The 22337-nt window shown below is 65.3% G+C and carries 22 protein-coding genes; 5 read left to right on the forward strand and 17 right to left on the reverse strand.

What is annotated here, in order from left to right; all coding sequences use genetic code 11:
• Positions 1 to 12: 12 nt before the first annotated feature.
• The gene (locus GV035_RS18885) at positions 13 to 555 is read right to left on the reverse strand and encodes an FKBP-type peptidyl-prolyl cis-trans isomerase (RefSeq protein ID WP_159836509.1); all 543 of its coding nucleotides are present in this window, start codon (positions 553 to 555) and stop codon (positions 13 to 15) included.
• 33 nt (positions 556 to 588) lie between these two features.
• On the opposite strand from GV035_RS18885, the gene GV035_RS18890 reads away from it, so the two are divergent.
• Both GV035_RS18890 and GV035_RS29515 read left to right on the forward strand, forming a co-directional pair.
• Entirely contained in the window at positions 589 to 1827 is a 1239-nt protein-coding gene (locus GV035_RS18890) for a cupin domain-containing protein (RefSeq protein ID WP_159836510.1), read from the forward strand.
• Positions 1828 to 2092: 265 nt separating this feature from the next.
• Positions 2093 to 2347 (forward strand): hypothetical protein, encoded by a 255-nt coding sequence (locus tag GV035_RS29515; protein WP_236572749.1) that lies wholly within the window; start codon positions 2093 to 2095, stop codon positions 2345 to 2347.
• A 111-nt stretch (positions 2348 to 2458) separates the two neighbouring features.
• Here GV035_RS29515 and GV035_RS18900 read toward each other — a convergent pair whose 3' ends face one another.
• The 10 genes from GV035_RS18900 to GV035_RS18945 form a co-directional block, all read right to left on the reverse strand.
• Positions 2459 to 3232, reverse strand: coding sequence for an MBL fold metallo-hydrolase (locus GV035_RS18900; protein ID WP_159836512.1), 774 nt, complete (start codon positions 3230 to 3232; stop codon positions 2459 to 2461).
• Positions 3233 to 3251: 19 nt separating this feature from the next.
• Positions 3252 to 4394 (reverse strand): outer membrane protein assembly factor BamC, encoded by a 1143-nt coding sequence (gene bamC / locus GV035_RS18905; protein WP_159836513.1) that lies wholly within the window; start codon positions 4392 to 4394, stop codon positions 3252 to 3254.
• Positions 4395 to 4582: 188 nt separating this feature from the next.
• The gene (dapA, locus tag GV035_RS18910; RefSeq protein WP_159836514.1) at positions 4583 to 5521 is read right to left on the reverse strand and encodes a 4-hydroxy-tetrahydrodipicolinate synthase; all 939 of its coding nucleotides are present in this window, start codon (positions 5519 to 5521) and stop codon (positions 4583 to 4585) included.
• A 63-nt stretch (positions 5522 to 5584) separates the two neighbouring features.
• On the reverse strand, positions 5585 to 6193 hold the full coding sequence (locus GV035_RS18915; RefSeq protein ID WP_159836515.1) for a class I SAM-dependent methyltransferase: 609 nt from the start codon (positions 6191 to 6193) through the stop codon (positions 5585 to 5587).
• A complete protein-coding gene (locus GV035_RS18920; RefSeq protein ID WP_159836516.1) occupies positions 6193 to 7395 on the reverse strand; it encodes a tryptophan--tRNA ligase in 1203 nt (400 codons plus the stop codon). Before GV035_RS18920 ends, GV035_RS18915 begins: the two co-directional genes overlap by 1 nt.
• Positions 7396 to 7399: 4 nt before the next feature.
• Positions 7400 to 8065, reverse strand: coding sequence for a site-2 protease family protein (locus GV035_RS18925; RefSeq protein WP_159836517.1), 666 nt, complete (start codon positions 8063 to 8065; stop codon positions 7400 to 7402).
• 97 nt (positions 8066 to 8162) lie between these two features.
• Entirely contained in the window at positions 8163 to 8792 is a 630-nt protein-coding gene (locus GV035_RS18930; RefSeq protein WP_159836518.1) for an L-threonylcarbamoyladenylate synthase, read from the reverse strand.
• A gap of 146 nt (positions 8793 to 8938) precedes the next feature.
• Positions 8939 to 9781 (reverse strand): 3',5'-nucleoside bisphosphate phosphatase, encoded by an 843-nt coding sequence (locus tag GV035_RS18935; RefSeq protein WP_159836519.1) that lies wholly within the window; start codon positions 9779 to 9781, stop codon positions 8939 to 8941.
• Between the two features lie 78 nt (positions 9782 to 9859).
• Entirely contained in the window at positions 9860 to 10744 is an 885-nt protein-coding gene (locus tag GV035_RS18940) for an alpha/beta fold hydrolase (protein WP_159836520.1), read from the reverse strand.
• Between the two features lie 74 nt (positions 10745 to 10818).
• Positions 10819 to 11673 (reverse strand): ferritin-like domain-containing protein, encoded by an 855-nt coding sequence (locus GV035_RS18945; protein ID WP_159836521.1) that lies wholly within the window; start codon positions 11671 to 11673, stop codon positions 10819 to 10821.
• A 179-nt stretch (positions 11674 to 11852) separates the two neighbouring features.
• On the opposite strand from GV035_RS18945, the gene GV035_RS18950 reads away from it, so the two are divergent.
• The 3 genes from GV035_RS18950 to GV035_RS18960 all read left to right on the forward strand — a co-directional run bounded on the left by GV035_RS18950 (position 11853) and on the right by GV035_RS18960 (position 13886).
• Positions 11853 to 12377, forward strand: coding sequence for a gamma carbonic anhydrase family protein (locus GV035_RS18950; RefSeq protein WP_159836522.1), 525 nt, complete (start codon positions 11853 to 11855; stop codon positions 12375 to 12377).
• Positions 12378 to 12437: 60 nt separating this feature from the next.
• Positions 12438 to 13388 carry an Hsp33 family molecular chaperone HslO gene (hslO, locus tag GV035_RS18955; protein ID WP_159836523.1) on the forward strand — a complete coding sequence of 317 codons (951 nt, stop codon included), beginning with the start codon at positions 12438 to 12440 and terminating at the stop codon, positions 13386 to 13388.
• Positions 13389 to 13538: 150 nt separating this feature from the next.
• Positions 13539 to 13886: a hypothetical protein gene (locus GV035_RS18960; RefSeq protein WP_159836524.1), complete on the forward strand. Its 348-nt coding sequence runs from the start codon at positions 13539 to 13541 to the stop codon at positions 13884 to 13886.
• Between the two features lie 90 nt (positions 13887 to 13976).
• Here GV035_RS18960 and ftsB read toward each other — a convergent pair whose 3' ends face one another.
• The 6 genes from ftsB to GV035_RS29520 all read right to left on the reverse strand — a co-directional run bounded on the left by ftsB (position 13977) and on the right by GV035_RS29520 (position 22304).
• Positions 13977 to 14441, reverse strand: a complete 465-nt coding sequence (ftsB, locus tag GV035_RS18965) for a cell division protein FtsB (protein WP_159836525.1) — start codon at positions 14439 to 14441, stop codon at positions 13977 to 13979.
• A gap of 119 nt (positions 14442 to 14560) precedes the next feature.
• Positions 14561 to 15844, reverse strand: coding sequence for a phosphopyruvate hydratase (eno, locus tag GV035_RS18970; protein ID WP_159836526.1), 1284 nt, complete (start codon positions 15842 to 15844; stop codon positions 14561 to 14563).
• Positions 15845 to 16008: 164 nt separating this feature from the next.
• Entirely contained in the window at positions 16009 to 16863 is an 855-nt protein-coding gene (kdsA, locus tag GV035_RS18975) for a 3-deoxy-8-phosphooctulonate synthase (protein ID WP_159836527.1), read from the reverse strand.
• Entirely contained in the window at positions 16860 to 18554 is a 1695-nt protein-coding gene (locus tag GV035_RS18980; RefSeq protein ID WP_159836528.1) for a CTP synthase, read from the reverse strand. Before GV035_RS18980 ends, kdsA begins: the two co-directional genes overlap by 4 nt.
• A gap of 147 nt (positions 18555 to 18701) precedes the next feature.
• Positions 18702 to 19523 (reverse strand): alpha/beta hydrolase, encoded by an 822-nt coding sequence (locus GV035_RS18985; RefSeq protein WP_159836529.1) that lies wholly within the window; start codon positions 19521 to 19523, stop codon positions 18702 to 18704.
• A 27-nt stretch (positions 19524 to 19550) separates the two neighbouring features.
• Positions 19551 to 22304, reverse strand: coding sequence for a ComEC/Rec2 family competence protein (locus tag GV035_RS29520; protein ID WP_236572663.1), 2754 nt, complete (start codon positions 22302 to 22304; stop codon positions 19551 to 19553).
• Between the last annotated feature and the right edge of the window lie 33 nt (positions 22305 to 22337).

A 22337-nucleotide genomic window follows, 5' to 3' on the forward strand; every position in this document is an offset into this window, starting at 1 on the left:
GCCTCGGACCGCTCAGTGCAGCGTCGGGCCGGAATCCGTGCGCGGCTCGTCGTCTTCGTCGTCATCGAGCACTTCCAGGCCATCTACGCCGTGCGCGTGCTGATGCTTGACCTCGTCTTCGGTCGCGGTGCGTACTTCCTGCACCGACAGCGCGAAGCGCAACGCCATGCCGGCGAGCGGATGGTTGCCGTCGAGCACGACTTTATCTTCCGCGACATCCGTGACCGTGTAGATGAGCGCGTCGAGCTCGTCGTCGCTGTCCTCCGGCGTGCCCTCGAACTGCATGCCGACTTCGAGCGGCTCCGGGAAACGACTGCGCTCTTCGATCTTGACGAGCTCGGGGTCGTACTCGCCGAATGCGTCTTGCGGCTCGAGCTGGACCAGCGTTTCGTAACCGGGCTCGCGACCGTCCAACGCTTCCTCGATCTTGGGGAACGTGCCATCATAGCCGCCGTGCAGATAGACCATCGGCTCGTCGCTCTCCTCGATCAGATTGCCTTGCGCATCCGATAGCTTGTAGGCGACCGAAACGACGGTGTCTTTCGCAATTTTCATTGAATCCTCCAAGATACAAGCCTCGATTATACGATGCGCCAGCGGCCCTCAGACGTTACAGCCTTGCCCCTTCCCACCCTTTCCGAGCCCTCCGGCGCGCCGCTTCCCGACGAAGTCACACCGTTGTTGGGCAACCGCACGCCGCGACAGTTCATGCGGCGTTACTGGCAGAAAAAGCCGCTTTTGATCCGTCAGGCGATCCCCGGCATTTCCGCGCCCGTTCCCCGCGACGATCTGTTCGAACTCGCCGATCTCGACGACGTCGAATCGCGCCTGATCACTCATTTTCGCAATACGTGGAATCTCGAGCACGGCCCGTTCGCGCCGGACGAACTGCCATCCGTCAGGAAACGCGAATGGACGCTGCTCGTGCAAGGCGTCAATCTGCATGACGAGCGCGCGCACGCGCTGATGAACCGCTTCCGCTTCATTCCGGACGCGCGTCTCGACGACCTCATGATTTCCTACGCGACGGACGGCGGCGGCGTCGGCCCGCACTTCGACTCTTACGACGTGTTCCTGCTGCAAGTCCACGGCAAGCGTCGCTGGCGCATCGGCGCGCAGCGCGATCTATCGCTAAAACCCGGTCTGCCGTTGAAAGTTTTACAGCACTTCGAGCCGGAAGAAGAATGGGTGCTCGAACCGGGCGACATGCTGTACCTGCCGCCGCATATCGCGCACGACGGTATCGCCGAAGGCGAATGCATGACGTGCTCCATCGGCTTTCGCGCGCCGTCGGCCCGGGAGCTCACCGCCCAGTTTCTTTATCACCTCGCCGAGCGCACCGGCGACGAAGCGGCAGACGGCAAATCCGATGTCCGCTACCGCGATCCGGCGCAGCCGCCGGTCGCGACGCCCGGCGAGTTGCCCGCGCTTCTCGTCGAGCGCGTTGGCGCGATCCTTGCGAAGCTCACCTGGAATGAAAAGGATGTCGCCGAGTTTCTCGGGAGTTATCTGAGCGAGCCGAAAGCCAACGTCGTATTCGATCCGCCGGTGCGCGCGCTTAATGAGCAAAAATTTGTTGAGCGCGCGAAAAAGACGGGGATCGCACTAGATAGAAAGACGAATTTGCTCTACAACACGCACTCGTATTTCGTTAATGGCGAAGCTGCCGCGTTGTCGGCAAAGGCGAAAAAGTGGCTGCCTGAGCTGGCCGACACAAGGCGTCTGGAAGCGAAACGCTTTGTAACACTTACAGACGATTCGGCAATGACATCCCTGCTGCACGAGTGGTATCGTGCGGGCTGGATTCAGACGGACCCGCCGGCCTGAAACGCTTGGCGCGAAAGCGCCCGGCGTATTCATCGAAGGCCCTTGGTTTTGCTGTTCCGCAATAAAAAGTTTGTATGAGAAAGACAACGTACCGTCCCCGCATTTATCGACGGTCGTTACGAAAGTGCCTATAATTTCCGGCCAAGCCGTGTAGGTCTCACACAAAAACAATTGTGAGGCTCCAAAGCGGCCCAGGTCGGTGTTGGAGCACACATTACCGGTACTTTGCGCTGTTGCTTACCTTTAACCATAAAAGGACGTGATCATGAAGAAATCCCTCCTCGTAGCATCCCTGTTGGCTGCTGTTGCCCTGGCTGCATGCAACAAGTCTAGCGATACGGCTGCTCCGAGCGCTGCAAGCGATTCGTCGGCTGCTTCGGCTCCGGCTGCTGCCGCTTCGGACGCAAACGCTGCTGCATCGAGCGCATCGGCCGCTGCAAGCGACGCAGCTTCGGCAGCTGGCGCTGCTTCGGACGCTGCTGCTTCGTCGGCTGCTCCGGCTTCGGGCGCAAGCCAGTAAGGCCAACAGGCTTTACGCCAGCGCATCGCGTCTGGCAGGGCCGCTTGACGCGGCCCATACAAAAAAACCGGCTTACGCCGGTTTTTTTGTTGATGCTCGCAGGTTCGCTTCTTAAAGCGCGAGCCAGTCGAAGCCGTCCGCTTGCGATGCAACCACGACATCGCCCGCCGAGGCGCCCAGCACCCCTGACAGCGCAGCCTGCGCAAGATGCGGCAGATTGTTTTGCTGACTCAGATGCGCGGCGACGAGATGCCGCAGTTTCGAACGATCGAGCGACGCCAGGATTGCTGCGGCGGCATCGTTATTCAGGTGTCCGTGCGTCCCGCCGATACGCGCCTTCAGCGACGCCGGATAGCGGCTCGCGGCAAGCATCGCGACATCGTGATTGGATTCGAGCACGAGCGCGTCACAGCCGCTCAGAACGCTCGTGATATGCGGCGTCGCCACGCCCACGTCGGTCAGGACACCGAGACGGCTCGCGCCATCCGAGAACACGTATTGCAGCGGCTCACGCGCATCGTGAGGCACGGTATAGGGCAGCACGCTGACGTCGCCGATCGCGACGCTCTCGTCGCCCCAAAGCACACGCAAATCGACGTTCGCCTCGTCCGCGCCGACCGCGCGCGCGGTGCCCCAGCTCATGTAAAGCGGAATGGACCACTTGCGCGCCAGTGTCAGCGCGCTGCCGATATGGTCCGTATGCTCGTGCGTGATGACGATGGCATCGAGTTGCGCCGAAGCACATCCGAGCCGCACGAGCCGGCGCTCCACTTCCTTCGCCGAGAAACCGCAATCGAGCAGCACGCGCGTGGTAGTCGCGCCGCTCGTCGACTCGACGAGCAATGCGTTGCCTTCGCTGCCGCTCCCCAGACTGGCGAATCTCACAATCGCTTGGCGTCCGGGCCTAGTTCAGTTGCGCGTGCAGCAGCGACACGATGCGTTGCGCATCGGTCGAGTTGTCCGGCTGGCCGTTCGCATCCACGACGGCGACCTGCGTGAGCGCATCCGCCTTCGGACGGACGTTCACGAGGAACTGGCGCGTGGGCTTCGGCGAATTGCTCGAGAAGAGCTTGCCGAAGAGACCTTCCTTCTTCAGTTCAGCCATCGAATCCGAATAGTGCACGTAGTAGATGCCCTTCTCGCGGTCGCGATTGTCGACCGTGAAGTTCGTGCGATCGAGCGCGAGGCCGACGCGCAGCCATGCGCGATCGAACGGCTCGGCGAGATCGAGCGTCGACGTGCCTGCCGTCTGCTCAACGGCAACCTTCGCGCCGGCGGGACGCGCCTGAGCAATCAGTTGCTTCGATTGATCCTCGGTCAGGCCGAACTTCTGCATGATCTTCGCGAGGAACGCGGCTTCGAGCGCCGGATTGCGCGGACGCGTCTCCCAGCGCGACGACGTCTTGTCCTGACCCGTCAGCACTTCCTCCATCGCGCTATGCGTGACGGAGATGTCCGTGGAGCCGTCCGACGCGCGATCCACCTGCGTGCGGAACATGTCGCGCGTGCCCGACGAATACGCGAAATCGAGCAGCTTGCCGACGCTGTTGCGGAACCAGTCGCTCGGAATGTTCGCGCGATTTTCGGCCCAGTCGGTCGCCATGATGCCGGTCTGCGCCGAGTCCGTCTTCAGCGTGAAGCCGTTTTCGGTCCAGAACTCGCGCAACTGCGGCCAGACCTGATCGGGCGAACGGCCATCGACGACGAGCCAGCGGCGGTCGCCGTCGCTCTCGACGTGCATCCCGTACGGATCTTGCGCGTTCGGCACGCCGAGCGTCAGGTTGCCCGCGGGCGTGGCGTTGCGCTGCGCGGTGCCGCCGAGCGTGTTGACCGGCGGCGGCGCCGCGTAACGCTGGCTGATGTCGGCCGTGCTGAGATCGGACGGAACGGTCAGCGACGGCGCGGTTTCAGCGGCCTTGTAGTTCACGCGATCGGGCGCGAGCCAGTCGTTCAGCGTGTCGCAACCCGCAAGCGCGAAGACGACGCCGGCGGAAAGCGACAGCACGCTCAGGCGTTTGGCTTGGGTAAGAAGAGTGGAATGTTTCATGAGGTCCTTCTTTGCTGCAGATGACGTGCTGATAACGCATGGCCTCGCGTCGGTCCCGCGTGCGAAACGCGGGCTGGCGAGGCCGATGAGCGGCGGTTGATGACGGGTCGCGATCGCTTCGATCACGTAGAGCGGCGCCGCCGAGTTCGATGTGTCGTCGATATCGCGAGTGCGCCGCCGCGCCTAGGTCAAGAGAGAAGCCCGGCGTCGCGCAACGCGCCACGCACGATGTCGTGAAAGCGCGCGTCGAGCGGCGTGAGCGGCAGGCGGATGCCGCCTTCCATGCGGCCGAGCGCCTGCAGCGCCCATTTCGCCGGAATCGGGTTGGATTCGCAGAACAGTTGCTTGTGCAGTTCCAAAAGGCTCAGATGGATGCGGCGCGCGGTGATCGCGTCGCCTGCGAGCGCGGCGCGGCACAACTCGCTCATCTGCTTGGGCGCGACGTTCGCCGTCACCGAGATGTTGCCGTGACCGCCCAGCAGCATCAGCGCGATGGCCGTGGGATCGTCGCCGCTGAAAATGGCGAAATCGGCCGGCGCGTGCTTGATGAGATGCGCGGCGCGATCGATGTTGCCGGTGGCTTCCTTCACGCCGATGATGCCCGGCACCTCGGCCAGCCGCAGGATCGTCTCGTTGCTCATGTCCGCAACGGTGCGGCCCGGCACGTTGTAGAGAATCACGGGAAGATCGACGGCTTCCGCGATGGCGCGGAAGTGGCGAACCATGCCTTCTTGCGTCGGCTTGTTGTAGTACGGCACGACTTGCAGCGTGGCGTCCGCGCCGACTTTCTTCGCCTGCTTCGAGAGTTCGATGGCTTCCGCCGTCGAATTGCCGCCCGCGCCCGCGATGATCGGGAACCGCCTGGCCGCGTGCTCGACCGCCGTCTGCACCATCAGCACATGCTCTTCGACCGACAACGTGGCCGACTCGCCGCTCGTTCCCACGACCACGAGTCCGTTCGAGCCCTGTTCGACGTGCCAGTCGATCAGCTTACGAAACGCTGGCAGATCCAGACTACCGTCCTCGTGCATCGGTGTGACGATGGCCGGGATGCTGCCGCGAATCCGGAGGCCGCCGGTTCCGCCGTTCGATCCGCCGTTCATTCCGCCGTTAGTTCCGTTAGTCATGAAACTCTATGAATTTAATCGTGAATTTAATCGCAAAAAGCGATATTACGCGATTGTAGCGGATTAGCCCGCCAAATCGTAACGAGGCGAACCCGCAGGCGTGTTACCAATCGTGAGCGGTTCGGCTGCGTCGGGCTGCGTCGCATTCGCTGCCTGCACCTCACGGACCGCGCAGACTCGCTGCACGCAGGCAGCACGCGGGCGTTCGACAAAACCGTCTTCATAGGCGACCACGCGAAGCCGTCCGCGCACCGCTTCGAGCAACTCGCCGGGCGTCAACAGAAACGCGGGATTCGACGGCTTGCCGATGCGCTCGTTCCCGGCCGCGAACGTCTCGTAAATGAGCACGCCGCCGGGCGCGAGCGAATCGATCAGATGCCCGAAAAGCGGGCGATGCAGATAGTTCGTGACGACCACCGCGCCGAACCGGCGACCGGATGGAAGCGGCCACGGCGCGCCTTCGAGATCGGCGGCGAGCGTCGCGATGCCATCGCACGCGGAGAGGGACGCAAGCGCCTCAGCATCCCGATCGACGGCGAGCACCGCATGACCGCGCCCGGCGAACCAGCGCGCGTGGCGGCCGCCGCCCGATGCGACATCGAGCACGTCCGCGCCGGGCGCAACGAGATGCGCCCAGCGGGTGACCCAACCGCTCGGCGTGCCGGCGTCCATCAGTTGTACGAGAGACCCATGGCTTCGCGCACGTCGCGCATGGTTTCGGTCGCGAACTTGCGCGCCTTGTCGCAGCCGTCGGCGACGATCGCGCGCAAGAGCGACGGATCGTCCATGTACTTTTGCGCGCGTTCGAGCATCGGCTGCTGCTCGCGCAAGATGCCTTCGATCACCGGCTGCTTGCAGTCGAGACAACCGATGCCCGCGCTGCGGCAGCCCTGCTGCACCCACTGGTGCGTCGCTTCGTCGGTGTAGACCTGATGCAGTTGCCACACGGGGCACTTGTCAGGATCGCCCGGATCGGTGCGGCGCACGCGGGCCGGGTCCGTGGGCATGGTGCGGACTTTTTTCGTGATGGTCTCGGCGTCTTCGCGCAAGCCGATGGTGTTGCCGTAGGACTTCGACATCTTCTGGCCGTCCAGACCCGGCATGCGCGACGCCTCGGTGAGCAGCACTTGCGGCTCGACGAGAATCAGCTTGCGCGCGCCTTCGAGATAGCCGAACAGACGTTCGCGGTCGCTCATCGACAGGCTTTGCGATTCCTGCAGCATCGCGCGGGCTTGCTCGAGCGCCTCGTCGTCGCCTTCCTGCTGATAGGCGACGCGCAGTTCGTGATACAGCTTCGCGCGCTTGCCGCCGAGCTTCTTCGCGGCTTCGAGCGCCTTTTCCTCGAAATCCGGCTCCTTGCCGTAGAGATAGTTGAAGCGGCGCGCGATTTCGCGCGTCATCTCGACGTGCGGCACCTGGTCCTCGCCGACCGGCACGAGCGACGCGCGATACAGCAGAATGTCCGCCGCCATCAGCACGGGATAGCCGAGAAAGCCGTACGTGGACAGATCCTTCTCCTTCAGCTTCTCGATCTGCTCCTTGTAGGTCGGCACGCGTTCGAGCCAGCCGAGCGGCGTGCCCATGCCGAGCAACAGCGACAGTTCCGCGTGCTCCGGCACCCGGCTCTGGATGAACAGCGTGGCCTGCGAGGGATCGATACCCGATGCGAGCCAGTCGATCAGCACTTCCCACACGTTTTTCTCGATGACCTCGGGCGTCTCGTAGTGCGTGGTGAGCGCGTGCCAGTCCACCACCGCGAAGAAGCACGGATACTCGGATTGCAGCCGCACCCAGTTTTTCAGCACGCCGTGATAGTGGCCGAGGTGCAGCGACCCGGTGGGCCGCATGCCGGAGAAGATACGGTCAGGGAACATGATCTTAGGGAAAGAGTGAAGCGAAGGGATTCAGTATGGCCGACACCGCCGCGTAGCCCACGTTGACGAGCGGGCCGAGCCAGAAGCGCGTCAGCGCGTTCGTCATGATGAGCGCCATCACGATCCAGAAGCCGTAAGGCTCGATCTTCTGAAAGGCAAGCGACGCGCGCACCGGCAACAGCGCCGACAGAATGCGCCCGCCGTCGAGCGGCAGCAGCGGGAACAGATTGAGCACGCCGAACACCAGATTCACGCCGACGCCCGCCGCCGCCATCCGCGTGAAGAACGGTTCGTCGACGTGAAACGCGGCGAGCAGCACGGCGAGCACGCCCCACAGGAGCGCCTGCACGAAGTTGCTGCCCGGACCCGCCGCCGCGACCCACAGGCCGCCCCAGCGCGGATTGCGCAGATTGCCGAACGCGACAGGAACCGGCTTCGCGTAGCCGAACATGAACGCGCCGCTCGTCACGAAGTACAGCACGATCGGAATGACGATGGTCCCGATCGGGTCGATGTGGCGCATCGGGTTCATGGACACGCGGCCGAGCACGTAGGCCGTGTTGTCGCCGAGCAGACGCGCGGCATAGCCATGCGCGGCCTCGTGCAGCGTGATCGCGAAGATCACCGGAAGCGCGTAGACCGCGATGGTTTGTATCAGGGAAGGATCCATAGGGCGCTATTGTATCAAGCGGGCACGCGTCATCAGGCGCGTCGAGGCGTGCGCGCGGCGGTTCTCATGCGAAATGCAGGACGCAAAGCGCCGGCCCTCACGCCGTCAGGCCGAACGGCTCCAGACTGCCCCGGCCCGCGCGCACCAGCACCGGCTCGCCGCCCGTCAGGTCGATCACCGTGGAAGGCTCCGCCGGGCACGCGCCGGCATCGATCACGAGTTCGATCTGCTTTTCGAGCCGCTCGCGGATTTCCTCCGCGTCGTTGATGGGCTCGTCCTCGCCGGGCAGGATCAGCGTGGACGCGAGCAGCGGCTCGCCGAGCGCCCCGAGCAGCGCGAGCGTGATCTCGTGATCGGGCACGCGCAGCCCGATCGTCTTGCGCGACGGATGCGACAACCGGCGCGGCACTTCCTTCGTCGCCTGCAGCACGAACACGTACGGCCCCGGCGTGACCGATTTGATCAGCCGATACTGCCGGTTGTCGACCATCGCGAAATTGGCAAGCTCCGACAGATCCCGCACGAGCAGCGACAGCAACTGCTTGTCGTCGATGCCCCGAATGCGCCGCAGCCGCTCGACGGCGGTCTTGTCGTCCAGATGGCAGGCGAGCGCGTAGCTGGAATCGGTCGGCAGCGCAACGATGCCGCCGTCCTTGATGATCTGCACGGCCTGGTTGATCAGGCGCGGCTGCGGATTATCCGGATGAATACGAAAGAATTGGGACATGGGGACGCCTTGTTGTTTCGTTCTTGCCCGCCGACGCCGTCGCTGCGCGCGTGAGTGCGCGAGCGCCGCGCTTCTGCCGCATGGTGCGCGCGAGAGATGCAGTCAGGCAAGGACCGTGCGCGTGCGCAGCGGGCGCCCGGAAGGCGCTACAGCCAGCGCGCCCAGACGGGCGTGAGGTCCTCGGGCAGCGGCGGAAGCCGGCCCAGATCGACGCGCCCTTCCCCCGGCCCGTGAAAGTCCGAACCGCGCGACGCCTCGAAACCGTAGCGGCGCGCGAGCTCAGCGTACTCGCGGTACTGGTCGGGCGTATGACTGCCGGTCACGACTTCGATGGCCTTGCCGCCGAGCTGGATGAACTCGTCGAAGAGCGCGGCGAATTCGACCGGCGTGTAATCGTAGCGGCCCGGATGCGCGATGATCGGCTCGCCACCCGCCTGGCGAATCCACTGCACGGCATCGGCGAGTTTCGCCCAGCGGTGTCCGACATAGCCGGGTTTGCCGTCGCCGAGATAGCGCGCGAACACGTCGGAAGTCGTCTCGGCGTAGCCTTCGTCCACGAGAAAACGCGCGAAGTGCGTGCGCGAGATCATGTCCGGGTCATCGGTGTAGCGCAGCGCGCCTTCATAGGCGTTCGGGATGCCGACCGCCGCGAGCGCCTCGCCGATGGCCACGCCCCGCGCGGCGCGCCCGTTGCGCGTCGACGCGAGGCCGTCGAGCAGCGCCTGATTCTCCGGATCGACGTTCATGCCGACCACGTGCACCGTGCGCGACGCCCACGTCACCGAAATCTCGACGCCCGGCAGATAGCGCATGCCGAGCGCCTCGGCGGCTGCGCGCGCCTCACGCTGTCCGCCGAGCTGATCGTGGTCGGTCAGCGACCACAGTTCGACGCCGCGCGCGTGCGCACGCGCCGCGACCTCGGCGGGCGAAAGCTGGCCGTCGGAAACGGTGGAATGGCAGTGCAGATCGGCGTTAAGGGCGGGCTTCATGGATTGTCATTTTACTTGAACGGCACGCAACAACGCTTGCCTCGATTACCGCGATGCCGCCCGCGCCCGCCTCGCGTTTCACGCGCAGAACGACTCGATCAGCGCGGCGATGCGCTCGGGCTGATCGTGGTGAATCATGTGCCCGGCATCGCCGACCATCTCCTCGCGCCAGTCGGCAAAGGCGGCGAAGCGCGTCTTGAATTTGGCGACCGGCATCGAACCCGCGAAGGCCGTGAGTGTCTCGGACGCCTCAGCCTCCACGTGCAGCACGTTCGCCTGCACGCGAGACCACACGGCCATCACTTCGTCGAGCCGATACAACGTAGGGCTACGCAGCTTGTGTGCCGGGTCGGCGAGCAGATGAAACGCGCCGTCGGCCTCCTGCCGCGCCCAGTGCTGCGCGAGAAACCTCGCCCGCGAGCGCGCGAGACGCGGATTCGTGCGGATCAGCCGGTCGGCGACATCGTCGAGCGTGGCGTAGCTGCGCAGCGGCGGCGGCGCGCGCAGATCGTCGAGCCATCGCGTGAGCGCCTGGGGCGCTTGCGACGGCCGCGTCGCCGGAAGTCCGAAGCCTTCGAGATCGACCACGCGCCGCACCCGCGCCGGCCGCACGCCCGCATAGAGCAGCGCGACGTTCGCGCCCATGCTGTGCCCGACGAGATTCACCTGTCCCGTCGGCGCGTAATGGTCGAGGAGCGCGTCGAGGTCGGCGAGGTAATCGGGAAAGTAATAGTGCCCGCCGCCGTTTCGCGCGACCGGCCAGTCCGACAGGCCGAAGCCGCGCGCATCGGGCGCGAGCACCTGCCAGTCGCCCGCGAGCGCATCGACCACGAACTGGAAGGACGCCGCCACGTCCATCCAGCCGTGCAGCATGAAGAGCATGGGCGCGTCGGGCGAACCCCAGCGGCGCACGTGCAGGCGTACGCCGCGTGCATCGACGAACTCGGAGCGCGATTCTTTCATGGTCCGCCTCGGGAAATCATGTCAAAAAGAATGACCGTTCAGTATAGCGGCGATGCGTTTTTCGCGACGCGCAGCTACGCCGAACCGTCCAGTCCCGCCAGCGCGCGAAGTTCGACCTCGTCGAAACCGGCGTCGCGGCGCGCTTCGAAATTGAACGGGCCGCGCAGCTTCGGCGCGTGATATTGCCCGGCGAGCCGTTCGTACGTGACGTGCGGATCGAGCGAAGCGCGGTCGCACAGGAAGCGGAACCAGCGATTGCCGATCAATACGTGTCCGATTTCGTCGCGCAGGATCACGTCGAGGATCGCCGCCGACGCGTGATCGCCCGCCTGCGCGAGCCGCTTGCGAATGGGCGGCGAGGCGTCGAGCCCGCGCGCTTCGAGCGTGCGCGGCACGAGCGCCATGCGCGCGAGCGCGTCGCCGCGCGTGCGCTCGGCCATCTCCCAGAGGCCGTCGTGCGCGGGGAAGTCGCCGTAGACGTGGCCGAATTCGGCGAGACGCGTCCGCAGCAACGAGAAGTGATGCGCTTCTTCGGCGGCCACCTTCAGCCAGTCGACGTAGAAATCCGCCGGCATCGACGGAAAACGCCATACGGCGTCGAGCGCGAGGTTGATCGCGTTGAATTCGATGTGCGCGAGCGCGTGCAGCAGCACGGCGCGTCCCGCTTCGGACTGCATGCCTCGGCGCTTCAGCGACGACGGCTCGACGAGTTCCGGGCGCGCCGGGCGTCCCGGCAGATCGCCGGGTTCGGCAAGCACGAGCGCCGGATCGACCGCCGATGCGCCCGCGCCCACGCTTCCGTACAGCGCGCGCGCCCGGTCTGCCTTCGCGACAGGCTCGCATTCGCGCAGAATCGCGAGCGCCGCGCGGCGCGCGCAGGATGCGTCGGCATCGGAAGGGAGAGCGGCAGGCGGCGAGAGATTCGGCATGACAACGGCTAATGGAAATCGGAGCCCGGAGGCGAAATGCCGCAAACGGCTAAAATGATGATCCGACGGGCAAAGCACCGCGCGCAACAAGCGCGCCGGTTAGGCCCGAAGCCAAGGCGCGCATTGTAGCGCCGCGCGGCCGGCATCCATCATCCAAGACGCAAGCCAGAGGAGACACCGTGGCGATCTACAAACTCGGCGACGACGCCCCTACCATCCATGAAAGCGTGTTTCTCGCGGACACCGCGACCATCATCGGCCAGGTGACGCTCGAAGAAAACGCGAGCGTGTGGTTCGGCGCGGCGCTGCGCGGCGACAACGAGCCGATCGTCGTCGGCCACGGCAGCAACGTGCAGGAGGGCGCGGTGCTGCACGCCGACCCCGGCTTTCCGCTGACGATCGCGGCAAACGTGACCGTCGGCCATCAGGCGATGCTGCACGGCTGCACCATCGGCGAGGGCTCGCTGATCGGGATTCAGGCCGTGGTCTTGAACGGCGCGGTGATCGGCCGCAACTGTCTGGTTGGCGCGGGCGCGATCGTCACCGAAGGCAAGGTTTTTCCCGACAACACGCTGATTCTCGGCGCGCCCGCGAAGGCGGTGCGCGAAATCGGCGAAGCGGACATCGCCCGCATGCGCGCCGCCACGGCGAGTTACGCCGACCGGCGCGAATACTATAAGGCGCAGCTCGTGCGCATCGGCTGAACGGCGGTTCTGCGCGCAACGCAGAGCGGCACGTTCCGCCTCAACACCCAAGGAAGAGTTGTGAACGACCAGTTGCAGAAATTCATGTTCAACGCGGCGCCGGTGCGCGGCGAGATTGTTTCGCTGCGCAATACGTGGCAGGAAGTGCTCGCGCGCCGCGCGTACCCGCCGGCCGTGCGCAACGTGCTCGGCGAAATGATGGCCGCGTGCGCGCTGCTTTCCGCGAACCTCAAGTTCGACGGCACGCTCATCATGCAAATCTACGGCGACGGTCCGGTGAAGATGCTGGTCGTGCAGTGCAGTTCGAGCCTGACGCTGCGCGCGACGGCCAAGCTCGCGGAAGGCGCGGAAAGCACGCTCGGCGACGACATGCCGCTCGCGGACCTGCTCAATCGCAACGGTCACGGCCGCTGCGTCATCACGCTCGATCCGTCCGACAAGAAGCCTGGCCAGCAGCCATATCAGGGCATCGTGCCGCTGTCCGGCGAGCACGGCCCGCTCGCGTCGATGGCCGAGGTGCTGGAACAGTACATGCATCACTCCGAGCAGCTCGACACGCGTCTGTGGCTTGCCGCCGATACCGACCGCGCCGTCGGCATGCTGTTACAGAAGCTGCCGGGCGATGGCGGCATCGTCCCGCATCCGGGCGAACACGACGCCGATACGTGGCAGCGCGTCTGCCATCTCGGCAGCACGCTGTCGAATGAGGAATTGTTGAAGGAAGACCCGGAAACGGTGTTCCGGCGCCTCTTCTGGCAGGAAAACGTGCAGCACTTCGAACCCGCGCCGGCGCGCTTTCAGTGCACCTGCTCGCGCGAGAAGGTCGGCGGCATGCTGAAGATGCTCGGGCGCGAAGAGGTGGACAGCGTGATCAAGGAACGCGGCAGCGTCGAAGTGCACTGCGAGTTCTGCAATCAACGCTACGAGTTCGATCCGGTCGACGTTGCGCAACTTTTTGTCGCAAAGGAGCTGTCGCAGGGCGTGAGTCCCGCAGCGGATCAGCGGCACTGATCGCCGTCTGCGCCTTGTCCGGCGGCACTTTGAACGCGCCAGACACAGCGCCCGCCGGCCGGAGCAACGGCGCGTGGAGTCGGCTTAGCTGCACTCGCCGCGCGCTATGATTGACGCTTGTTTAGTTGTCCGACCGGCTGGAGGTCGCAAATGAAAACCGCATCGCAATTGTTGAGACTTTCGTCGTGCGTGGCCGCCGCGCTGCTCGTCACCGGCTGCATGATGGACCCACCCGGCCCGTCGCCCATCTATAGCCGTCTGCCGAACACGCCGACGACCGCGCAGCAGACGCTCACGCCCGAGGAGCAGATGCAGCGTTACAACGCGATCGACCAGCAGGCGCTGAGCGAATCGCAGCAAGCCGCGACTGCCGGCAATAACGCGAAGATGATGTCCGGCTACTACTCGCCGCCTGTCAGCGTGTACGGCGGCTATTCCAGCGGCGGCTGGGGCGGCCCTTACTGGGGCACGGGCGTCGGCATCGGGACATGGTGGTAATCCGCTCCCGCGATACAGCCGAAAGCGCGTAAAAAATGGCGCAGTCGATCAAGACTGCGCCATTTTCATTTGCCTGCCGAACGCGTCACGTCAGCCGCCCGCGCCCTGCTTCTTCTTCGCTTCGACCGCCTTGTCCTTGCGCGCCTGGCGATCGAGGTCGCGCAGTTGCTGCTTCGATCGCGACACCGGATTCGGCACCACGCGCAACGGCGCGGCGGACACCTGACCGCGCGTCGAGCCGCTCATGCCCGGCACGTTCGCCGAGTTGACGGGCGCGGTCGAATTGGGCGCGACGAACTGCACGAACACCTCGCTGTCCTTCACCATGCCCATTTCGTAGCGCGCCCGCTCTTCCACCGCGGAGGTGCCGCTTTGCAGGTCCTGGACTTCGCCCTGCACGCGCTCGTTGCGCAGCTTCAGGTTCGTGTTCTTGTCGGTCTGCTGCGCGAGTTGCTGCTGCAATTCATGCACGCGCAGCCAGCCGCCGTGCCCCCACCAGAGCGGGTACTGGATCAACACCAGCAACAAGACCAGAACGACAGTTACAAGCCGCATTCAAGTAGCCAAAATAAGCGCCGCCCGTCGGTCTCGTTCGACACGAGGCCGGGGCGGCGGGCAGAAGATAAGATCAACGTCCTTATCGACTAAAGCGGCGAAAGCTTTAGCGAAAACGTTCAGCGCAAGTTGTAGAACGCCGACTTGCCGGGATAGCTTGCGATATCGCCGAGGTCTTCTTCGATGCGGAGCAACTGGTTGTACTTCGAAATACGGTCGCTGCGCGACAGGGAACCCGTCTTGATCTGGCCCGCGTTCAGGCCCACCGCGATATCCGCGATGGTCGAATCTTCCGTTTCGCCGGAGCGGTGCGAGATGACCGCCGTGTAACCCGCGCGCTTGGCCATTTCGATAGCCGCGAAGGTTTCCGTCAGCGTGCCGATCTGGTTGATCTTGATGAGGATCGAGTTGGCGATGCCCCGCTCGATGCCTTCCTTCAGGATGCGCGTGTTCGTGACGAAAAGGTCGTCGCCGACGAGCTGCACTTTCTTGCCGAGGCGCTCGGTCAGCGTCTTCCAGCCGTCCCAGTCGCTTTCGTGCATGCCGTCTTCGATCGAGACGATCGGGAACTTGTCGGCGAGCGTAGCGAGATAGTCGGTGAATTCGCCCGACGACAGTTGCAGGCCTTCGCCCGCGAGCTGGTACTTGCCGTCGTGGTAGAACTCGCTCGCCGCGCAGTCGAGCGCGAGCAGCACGTCTTCACCGGCGCGATACCCGGCCTTTTCGATGGCTTGCAAAATGGTCGACAGACACTCGTCGTTGCTGCCGAAGTTCGGCGCGAAGCCGCCTTCGTCGCCCACGGCCGTGCTCATGCCGCGATCCGAGAGGATTTTCTTCAGCGCATGGAACACTTCCGCGCCGCAACGCAACGCTTCGCGAAACGTCGGCTGGCTCACCGGCACGATCATGAATTCCTGGATGTCCAGGCTGTTGTTCGCGTGCGCGCCGCCGTTGACGATGTTCATCATCGGCACGGGCAGTTGCATGGCGCCCGAACCGCCGAAATAGCGGTAGAGCGGCAAGCCGGCTTCTTCGGCGGCGGCCTTGGCCACCGCCATCGACACGGCGAGCAGCGCGTTGGCGCCGAGGCGCGACTTGTTGTCGGTGCCGTCGAGTTCGAGCAGCGTCTTGTCGAGGAAAGCCTGTTCCGAGGCGTCGAGGCCCATGATGGCTTCGGAGATCTCGGTATTGATGTGTTCGACCGCCTTCAGCACGCCTTTGCCGCCATAGCGGCCGGCTTCGCCGTCGCGCAATTCGATGGCCTCGCGCGAGCCGGTGGACGCGCCCGACGGCACGGCAGCACGGCCCATCGTGCCCGATTCGAGCAACACGTCGCATTCGACGGTCGGATTGCCTCGCGAATCGAGAATCTCGCGGCCGATGATATCTACGATAGCACTCATGGTTTCCTCAAATTGACGATGAATTCTGTCAGTCACGATAGAAGCGGCCAGCCTTCGCTGCGCTGGCCTCGCTTCGTTGGCCTGGCTCAGACCTTCCGGCGCGCGGCCGGTTCACTACGGCGCTCGTCTGCCTGTCGCGCAGCCTTAAAGACTGCGCGCCCGCCTCAGTTGAAATCGTTCTCGAGAAACGGCCCGCTTTTCACCGCGCGATCGAGCGCGATGAGCGTCGTCAGCAGCGATTCCATGCGCGCGAGCGGCACCGCGTTCGGACCATCCGACTTCGCGCAGGCCGGATCGGGATGCGTCTCCATGAACAATCCGGCGACACCCGTGGCGACCGCCGCCCGCGCGAGCACCGGCACGAACTCGCGCTGACCGCCCGAACTCGTGCCCTGCCCGCCCGGCAACTGCACCGAGTGCGTGGCGTCGAACACGACCGGCGCGTTCGTTTCCCGCATGATCGCGAGCGAGCGCATGTCCGACACCAGATTGTTATAGCCGAACGACACGCCGCGCTCGCACGCCATGAAGCGGTCTTCGGACAGCCCCGCCTCACGCGCCGCGTCGCGCGCCTTGTCGATCACGTTCTTCATGTCGTGCGGCGCGAGAAACTGGCCCTTCTTGATGTTGACGGGCTTGCCCGAGCGCGCGCACGCGTGGATGAAATCGGTCTGACGGCACAGGAACGCGGGCGTCTGCAACACGTCCACGACCGATGCCACCGCTTCGATCTCTTGCTCGGCATGGACGTCCGTGAGAACGGGCACGCCGAGTTGCTTCTTCACTTCGCCGAGAATGCGCAAGCCTTCGTCCATGCCCAGACCGCGAAACGACTTGCCGGAGCTGCGGTTCGCCTTGTCGTACGACGACTTGTAGATGAACGGGATGCCGAGCTTCTGCGTCATTTCCTTGAGCCGGCCCGCCACGTCGATCGTCATTTGCTCCGATTCGACGACGCACGTGCCCGCGATCAGGAAGAACGGCTTGTCGAGTCCCGCTTCGAAGTGACAGAGCTTCATGCCTGCGCTCCCGCCGTTGCGACGACCGGCGCTGCCTGCTCGCCGGCCGACGCGATGCTATGCGCGCGCGCCGCTTCGACGAACGCCTTGAAGAGCGGGTGGCCGTCGCGCGGCGTCGAGGTGAATTCGGGGTGGAACTGCACGCCCACGAACCACGGATGCATCGACTGCGGCAACTCCATCATTTCGGGCAGATCCTCGCTTGGCGTACGGGCGCTGATGATAAGGCCGCCCGCTTCGAGCTGGGGCACGAAACGGTTATTGACTTCATAACGGTGACGATGACGCTCGTTCACATCCGTGCCGTAGATGCGCGCGGCCATCGTGCCCGGCTTGATTGGACACTTCTGCGAGCCGAGGCGCATGGTGCCGCCCAGGTCCGACTCTTCGCTGCGCTTTTCGATACGGCCCGCGCGGTCGTACCACTCGGTGATGAGCGCGACGACCGGGTTCGTGGTGCCGGAATCGAATTCGGTGCTGTTCGCGTCCGCGAGGCCGGCGACGTCGCGTGCGAACTCGATGACCGCGAGCTGCATGCCCAGGCAGATGCCGAGATACGGCGTCTTCGATTCGCGCGCATGGCGGATCGCCTTGATCTTGCCCTCGGTGCCGCGACGGCCGAAACCGCCCGGCACGAGCACGGCGTCGAGGTGCTTCAGGCCATCGGCGCCTTCGGCTTCGATCTGCTCGGAATCGATATATTCGATGTTGACCTTGGTCGACGTGTGAATGGCCGCGTGGCGCAGCGCCTCGATCAGCGACTTATACGACTCGGTGAGCTCGACATACTTGCCGACCATGCCGATGGTCACTTCGTGCTTCGGATTCTCCAGCTTCTCGACGAGGTCCGACCACATCTTGAGGTCGGCCGGCTTCGGCGAGAGCTTCAGCTCGTTGCAGACGATTTCGTCGAGGCCCTGGTCGTTGAGCATCTGCGGAATCTTGTAGATGCTGTCCACGTCCCACACCGAAATAACCGCTTCCTCATGCACGTTCGAGAAGAGCGAAATCTTCTGGCGCTCGTCGTCGGGAATCGGGCGATCCGCGCGGCACAGCAGCACGTTCGGATAGATACCGATTTCGCGCAGCTTCTGCACGCTGTGCTGCGTCGGCTTCGTCTTGAGCTCGCCCGCGGTGGCGATGAACGGCACGAGCGTCAGGTGCACGAAGCAGGCGCTGTTGCGGCCCATGCGCAGGCTCATCTGACGCGCGGCTTCGAGGAACGGCAGCGATTCGATGTCGCCCACCGTGCCGCCGATTTCGACGATCGCGACATCCGGCTGGCCGCACGTGGCCGCTGCCGCGCCGCGCTCGACGAACGCCTGGATTTCGTTGGTGATGTGCGGAATGACCTGCACCGTCTTGCCGAGATACTCGCCGCGGCGTTCCTTGCGGATCACCGATTCGTAGATCTGGCCCGTGGTGAAGTTGTTGGCCTTGCGCATCTTCGTGCTGATGAAGCGCTCGTAGTGGCCGAGGTCGAGGTCCGTCTCCGCGCCGTCTTCCGTCACGAACACTTCGCCGTGCTGAAACGGGGACATCGTGCCGGGGTCGACGTTGATGTAGGGATCGAGCTTGAGGAGGGTAACTTTCAGACCGCGCGATTCGAGGATCGCGGCGAGGGAGGCGGCGGCAATACCCTTGCCGAGGGAAGAAACTACGCCGCCGGTGACGAATACATATTTGGTCATCGCTAGATGCTCGCGGGAAAAACGGATTATACCGTAAAGGCCGTCCGCGACCCAGCGGCCGACGCGCCCGAACGCCTCGCGCCAATCCGTTATTTACGGCTATTTCAGCGCACTGTTTCGATCCCCGCACCTCTCTCCGAACGCCGTTCAGCCGATGGAACGAAGCAGCCGCCGGATGGCGCGCGCGGTCTCGATGGGCCGCTCCATCGGAAAGAGATGGCTGCCTTCGATCCATTCGAGATGCTCGCCCGCGACGCGCCGCGTCATGCACAGTCCGACGTGCCGCACTTCCGTGGAATGCGTGCCCGCGACGAAGCCGACCGGCACCGGCGCGCCGTGCGCGAGCCGCGCGCCGAGCGTATGCGGCAACGTGCGATAGATCAGGTATTCGACATGGCGGTCGAACGCGAGCGTGCGCGTGCCGTCCGGCAGCGTCTGCGGAATGCCGAAGTCGATGTAATCGGCCAGCATGCGCTCGTCCCAGCGCGCGAACGCGGGCTTCGCGCGGAAATGCCGCCACGCTTCGTCGCGGCTCGCCCAGTGCGTGCGGCGCTTTTTGGTCGCGGCGGCGGGTGAAAGCCGCTCGTCGAGTCCTGTCCATTGCGTCACGCGCAGCACGCCGCTGCGCCATCCCGCGATGATCGGCGAATCCAGCATCACCACGCCCTTCACCCACTGCGGGCGCTTGAGCGCCGCCATCAGCGAGAGATAGCCGCCGAGCGAATGCCCGACGAGCCACACCTTCGGATGCCCGCCGTCCGTGTACTGTGGCGCTTGCCGGTAGCGGCCCATGTCCTCGACGAGCTGATCGACGAGATGCGGCCAGTCCTGCGTGACCGGAAAGCGCGAATCGTGGCCGTATCGCTGGATGCTGCGGATCTGGTAGTCGTCCGCAAGCTCGGCGAAAACCGTGCGGTAAGTGGACGCCGGAAAGCCGTTTGCGTGCGAGAAATGGATGATGTCCTTCAAGGGCTCCTCGTTCTTGTCGTATTGTTTTCAGCGCCCCATCCAGTAACGCGCGTGCGTTTCCCGGTAGCGATCGAGCACGATGTCGAGACCGATGTCGATGCGCGCCGCGCCGTCCTCGTCGCTGCGCGTGAGCGCGATGTCGCGCAAGCCGTAGCGCGCGTACACCGTGGGATTCGGATGGTGAAAGCGGTTGCGATAGCCTACCTGAAATACCGCGGCGAGCGGCCCGACGGAATCAAGGAAAGGCTCGGTCGACGACGTGCGGCTGCCGTGATGCGGCACGATCAGCACGTCGGCGCGCAGCGCGGCGGCATCGCGCGCGAGCAGCGTGCGTTCGACGTCGGCTTCGATATCCGCCGTGAAAAGCGCGGCGCGTCCCGCTGCGTTCGTCACCTTCAGAACGCAAGCCTGATGATTCGGCGTGCCGGTGAGCGGCCCGGGGTCGGGCCACAGCACGCGGAAGTCCACGCGGTCCCATGTCCAGTGCTGGCCGGCCGCGCAGCGCAGCGTATCGGCGCCGCGCTTGCTGGCGTCGGACCAGAGCGGATGGCTCGCCGGCAGCGACGCGAGCAGTTGCCGCACCGCGACCGCTTGCAGCACTGCGGGCGCGCCGCCCGCGTGATCCGAGTCCGAATGGCTGACGACGAGCGCATCCAGCGAGCGCACGCCCGTTGCAAGCAGATACGGCGCGACGATGCGCTCGCCCGCGTACGTCGATTCGGGGCCGGGGCCGGCATCGAACAGCAGCGTGTGGCGCGCCGTCTCGACGACGAGCGCCGAACCTTGCCCGATATCGAGCGCGGTCATGCGGAACGTGCCATCCGGCACGCCCGGCGACGCCGGCACGAGAAGCGGCAGCCACGTCAGCGGCACCGCGAAGCGCAACGGCCAGCCGCGCGGCGCAAGCGCCCACGCCGCGCCCGCGAGCGACGCGGCCAGCGCGAACGCGCCGGGCTGCGGCAAGTGCCAGAGGGACCAGGCGGGGCCCGCGTCGGCGAGGCGTTCGAGCGCGTCGAAAAGCACGCACAGCGCGGCATGCGCGAGGTGGAGCATCGGTATATCGAGCGGTGCCGGGACGATGAGCGCGGCAAGCGTCGCGGGCGTCACGACGAAGCTGATCCACGAAATCGCGAACGCGTTCGCGAGCGGGCCGGTGAGCGGAATGTGCGAAAACCAGTAGGCGGTGAGCGGCGCGAGCGACAGCGTGACGGCGTATTGGACGCGCGCGCTCGAGGTCATGTGTTGACGCAGCTTCATGGCGGCGCGGCGGCACGTGCCTAGCAGCGAGAGCGAGCGGTTGCGCGGCGGCGGATCGGCGACGGCTTGGCTCGACGCGCTTTCGTCGGAAAGCAGCGGATCACGCGCCTTCACAGCCGCGCGGCGGCACGCGCTTGCGAGCGGGCGCGAGCGGTCATGCGGCGGCGGATCGCCGACGGGCCGGCTCGATGAGAGTTCATTGGGAAGCAGCGAATCACGCACCTTCACAGCCGCGCGGCGGCACGCGCTTGCGAGCGGGCGGGAGCGCTCATGCGCCGGCGGATCGCCGACGGGCCGGCCCGACGCAACTTCATCCGCAAGCAGCGGATCACGCGCTTCCATTCCCGCGAGCCAGTCGTCCGCGTCGTCGGGCGGCGCTTTCGACGCGCGTCTGCCGTACGCCGCCATCGCATGCAGAATCGCCGCCACCGCGACGAAGGAAAGCCAGAATCCGGGCGATGTCACCGCCCACGGGTCCGCGATCAGCACGAACACGAGCGCCCACGCGAGCACGAGCGAGGCCGCCGGCCGCCGCCCGCCGACAAACCCGACGGCGAACACCGTCAGCGTCCACAAGGCGCGCTGCGCGGGCACGTTGAAGCCCGCGAGCGCGGCATACAACGCCGCGAACGACGCCGCGCCGAGCGCCGCCACCTTCGGCGCCGCCACGAGAAGCGGCGCGGGCACGCCGCGCCACCTGACCCGCCTCCACAGGAAGCCGCAGACGAACGCCGCGAGTCCCGCGACGAAGCCGATATGCAGGCCCGAGATCGCAACGAGATGACTCGTGCCGGTCGCGCGCAGGGTCGCCCAGTCGGCGTCGCTCACGGAATCCTGCGCGCCCACGGCGAGCGCGACGACGATGCCGCGATGCGGCGCGTCCGCGAGCACCGTTTCGATGCGCTGCCGAATGCGCTCGCGCCAGCGATCGACGGTGAGCCACGGGCCGATGGCATCGCCGCGAAGACGTCGCGCAGGTATGCTCGCGGACACCGAGCCCGTCGCGCGAATGCCGCGTTCGAGCAAGCCGACTTCCCCGTCGCGCAGCGAGAAATTCGCGTTGGCGTGCGCGCGCTTGAGCCGTGCGGTCAGCGTCCAGCGTTGACCGGCCACGAGCGCGGGCAGCGCAGCGGCGGCGGGCGTCCACAGCAACCTCACGATGCGCGGAAAATCGCGCAAGCCCGCGCCGTTCGATTCCACTTCGAAGAGAAAGCGCGTGCCTTCGGCCTGCGGCTCCGGCAGTCCGCGCACGAAGCCGGTCAGTTGTATATCGCGCTGCTCGAATTCGACCGGCAAGTGCTGCTGCAAGCGCAGTTCCGCGCGCACGGCGGCATAGGCGAAGCCGCATGCGGCGGCCGCAATCGCGAAAGCCGCGATGCGCCCTCGCCCGCGCACGGCGCAACCAACGCCCGCCGCGACGCAGAGAAAAGCGATACATGCCGCCGAGCCACCCCAGCCGGGTAACGCAGCCTGTTGCTGCAAATATGCGACGCCCAATGCAAAACACAGCAACACCGCCCGCACGCTTATGCTCTCTTCTCACGTCACGCGAAACGC

The sequence above is a fragment of the Burkholderia sp. 8Y genome (assembly GCF_902506145.1).
Taxonomy (GTDB): domain Bacteria; phylum Pseudomonadota; class Gammaproteobacteria; order Burkholderiales; family Burkholderiaceae; genus Caballeronia.

Excerpts from the sequence above, each read along its gene's own strand:
- GV035_RS18885 (WP_159836509.1), bottom strand. The coding sequence starts at position 555 with ATGAAAATTGCGAAAGACACCGTCGTTTCGGTCGCCTACAAGCTATCG.
- GV035_RS18890 (WP_159836510.1), top strand. The coding sequence starts at position 589 with ATGCGCCAGCGGCCCTCAGACGTTACAGCCTTGCCCCTTCCCACCCTT.
- GV035_RS29515 (WP_236572749.1), top strand. The coding sequence starts at position 2,093 with ATGAAGAAATCCCTCCTCGTAGCATCCCTGTTGGCTGCTGTTGCCCTG.
- bamC (WP_159836513.1), bottom strand. The coding sequence starts at position 4,394 with ATGAAACATTCCACTCTTCTTACCCAAGCCAAACGCCTGAGCGTGCTG.
- dapA (WP_159836514.1), bottom strand. The coding sequence starts at position 5,521 with ATGACTAACGGAACTAACGGCGGAATGAACGGCGGATCGAACGGCGGA.
- GV035_RS18915 (WP_159836515.1), bottom strand. The coding sequence starts at position 6,193 with ATGGACGCCGGCACGCCGAGCGGTTGGGTCACCCGCTGGGCGCATCTC.
- GV035_RS18920 (WP_159836516.1), bottom strand. The coding sequence starts at position 7,395 with ATGTTCCCTGACCGTATCTTCTCCGGCATGCGGCCCACCGGGTCGCTG.
- GV035_RS18925 (WP_159836517.1), bottom strand. The coding sequence starts at position 8,065 with ATGGATCCTTCCCTGATACAAACCATCGCGGTCTACGCGCTTCCGGTG.
- GV035_RS18930 (WP_159836518.1), bottom strand. The coding sequence starts at position 8,792 with ATGTCCCAATTCTTTCGTATTCATCCGGATAATCCGCAGCCGCGCCTG.
- GV035_RS18935 (WP_159836519.1), bottom strand. The coding sequence starts at position 9,781 with ATGAAGCCCGCCCTTAACGCCGATCTGCACTGCCATTCCACCGTTTCC.
- GV035_RS18940 (WP_159836520.1), bottom strand. The coding sequence starts at position 10,744 with ATGAAAGAATCGCGCTCCGAGTTCGTCGATGCACGCGGCGTACGCCTG.
- GV035_RS18945 (WP_159836521.1), bottom strand. The coding sequence starts at position 11,673 with ATGCCGAATCTCTCGCCGCCTGCCGCTCTCCCTTCCGATGCCGACGCA.
- GV035_RS18960 (WP_159836524.1), top strand. The coding sequence starts at position 13,539 with ATGAAAACCGCATCGCAATTGTTGAGACTTTCGTCGTGCGTGGCCGCC.
- ftsB (WP_159836525.1), bottom strand. The coding sequence starts at position 14,441 with ATGCGGCTTGTAACTGTCGTTCTGGTCTTGTTGCTGGTGTTGATCCAG.
- eno (WP_159836526.1), bottom strand. The coding sequence starts at position 15,844 with ATGAGTGCTATCGTAGATATCATCGGCCGCGAGATTCTCGATTCGCGA.
- kdsA (WP_159836527.1), bottom strand. The coding sequence starts at position 16,863 with ATGAAGCTCTGTCACTTCGAAGCGGGACTCGACAAGCCGTTCTTCCTG.
- GV035_RS18980 (WP_159836528.1), bottom strand. The coding sequence starts at position 18,554 with ATGACCAAATATGTATTCGTCACCGGCGGCGTAGTTTCTTCCCTCGGC.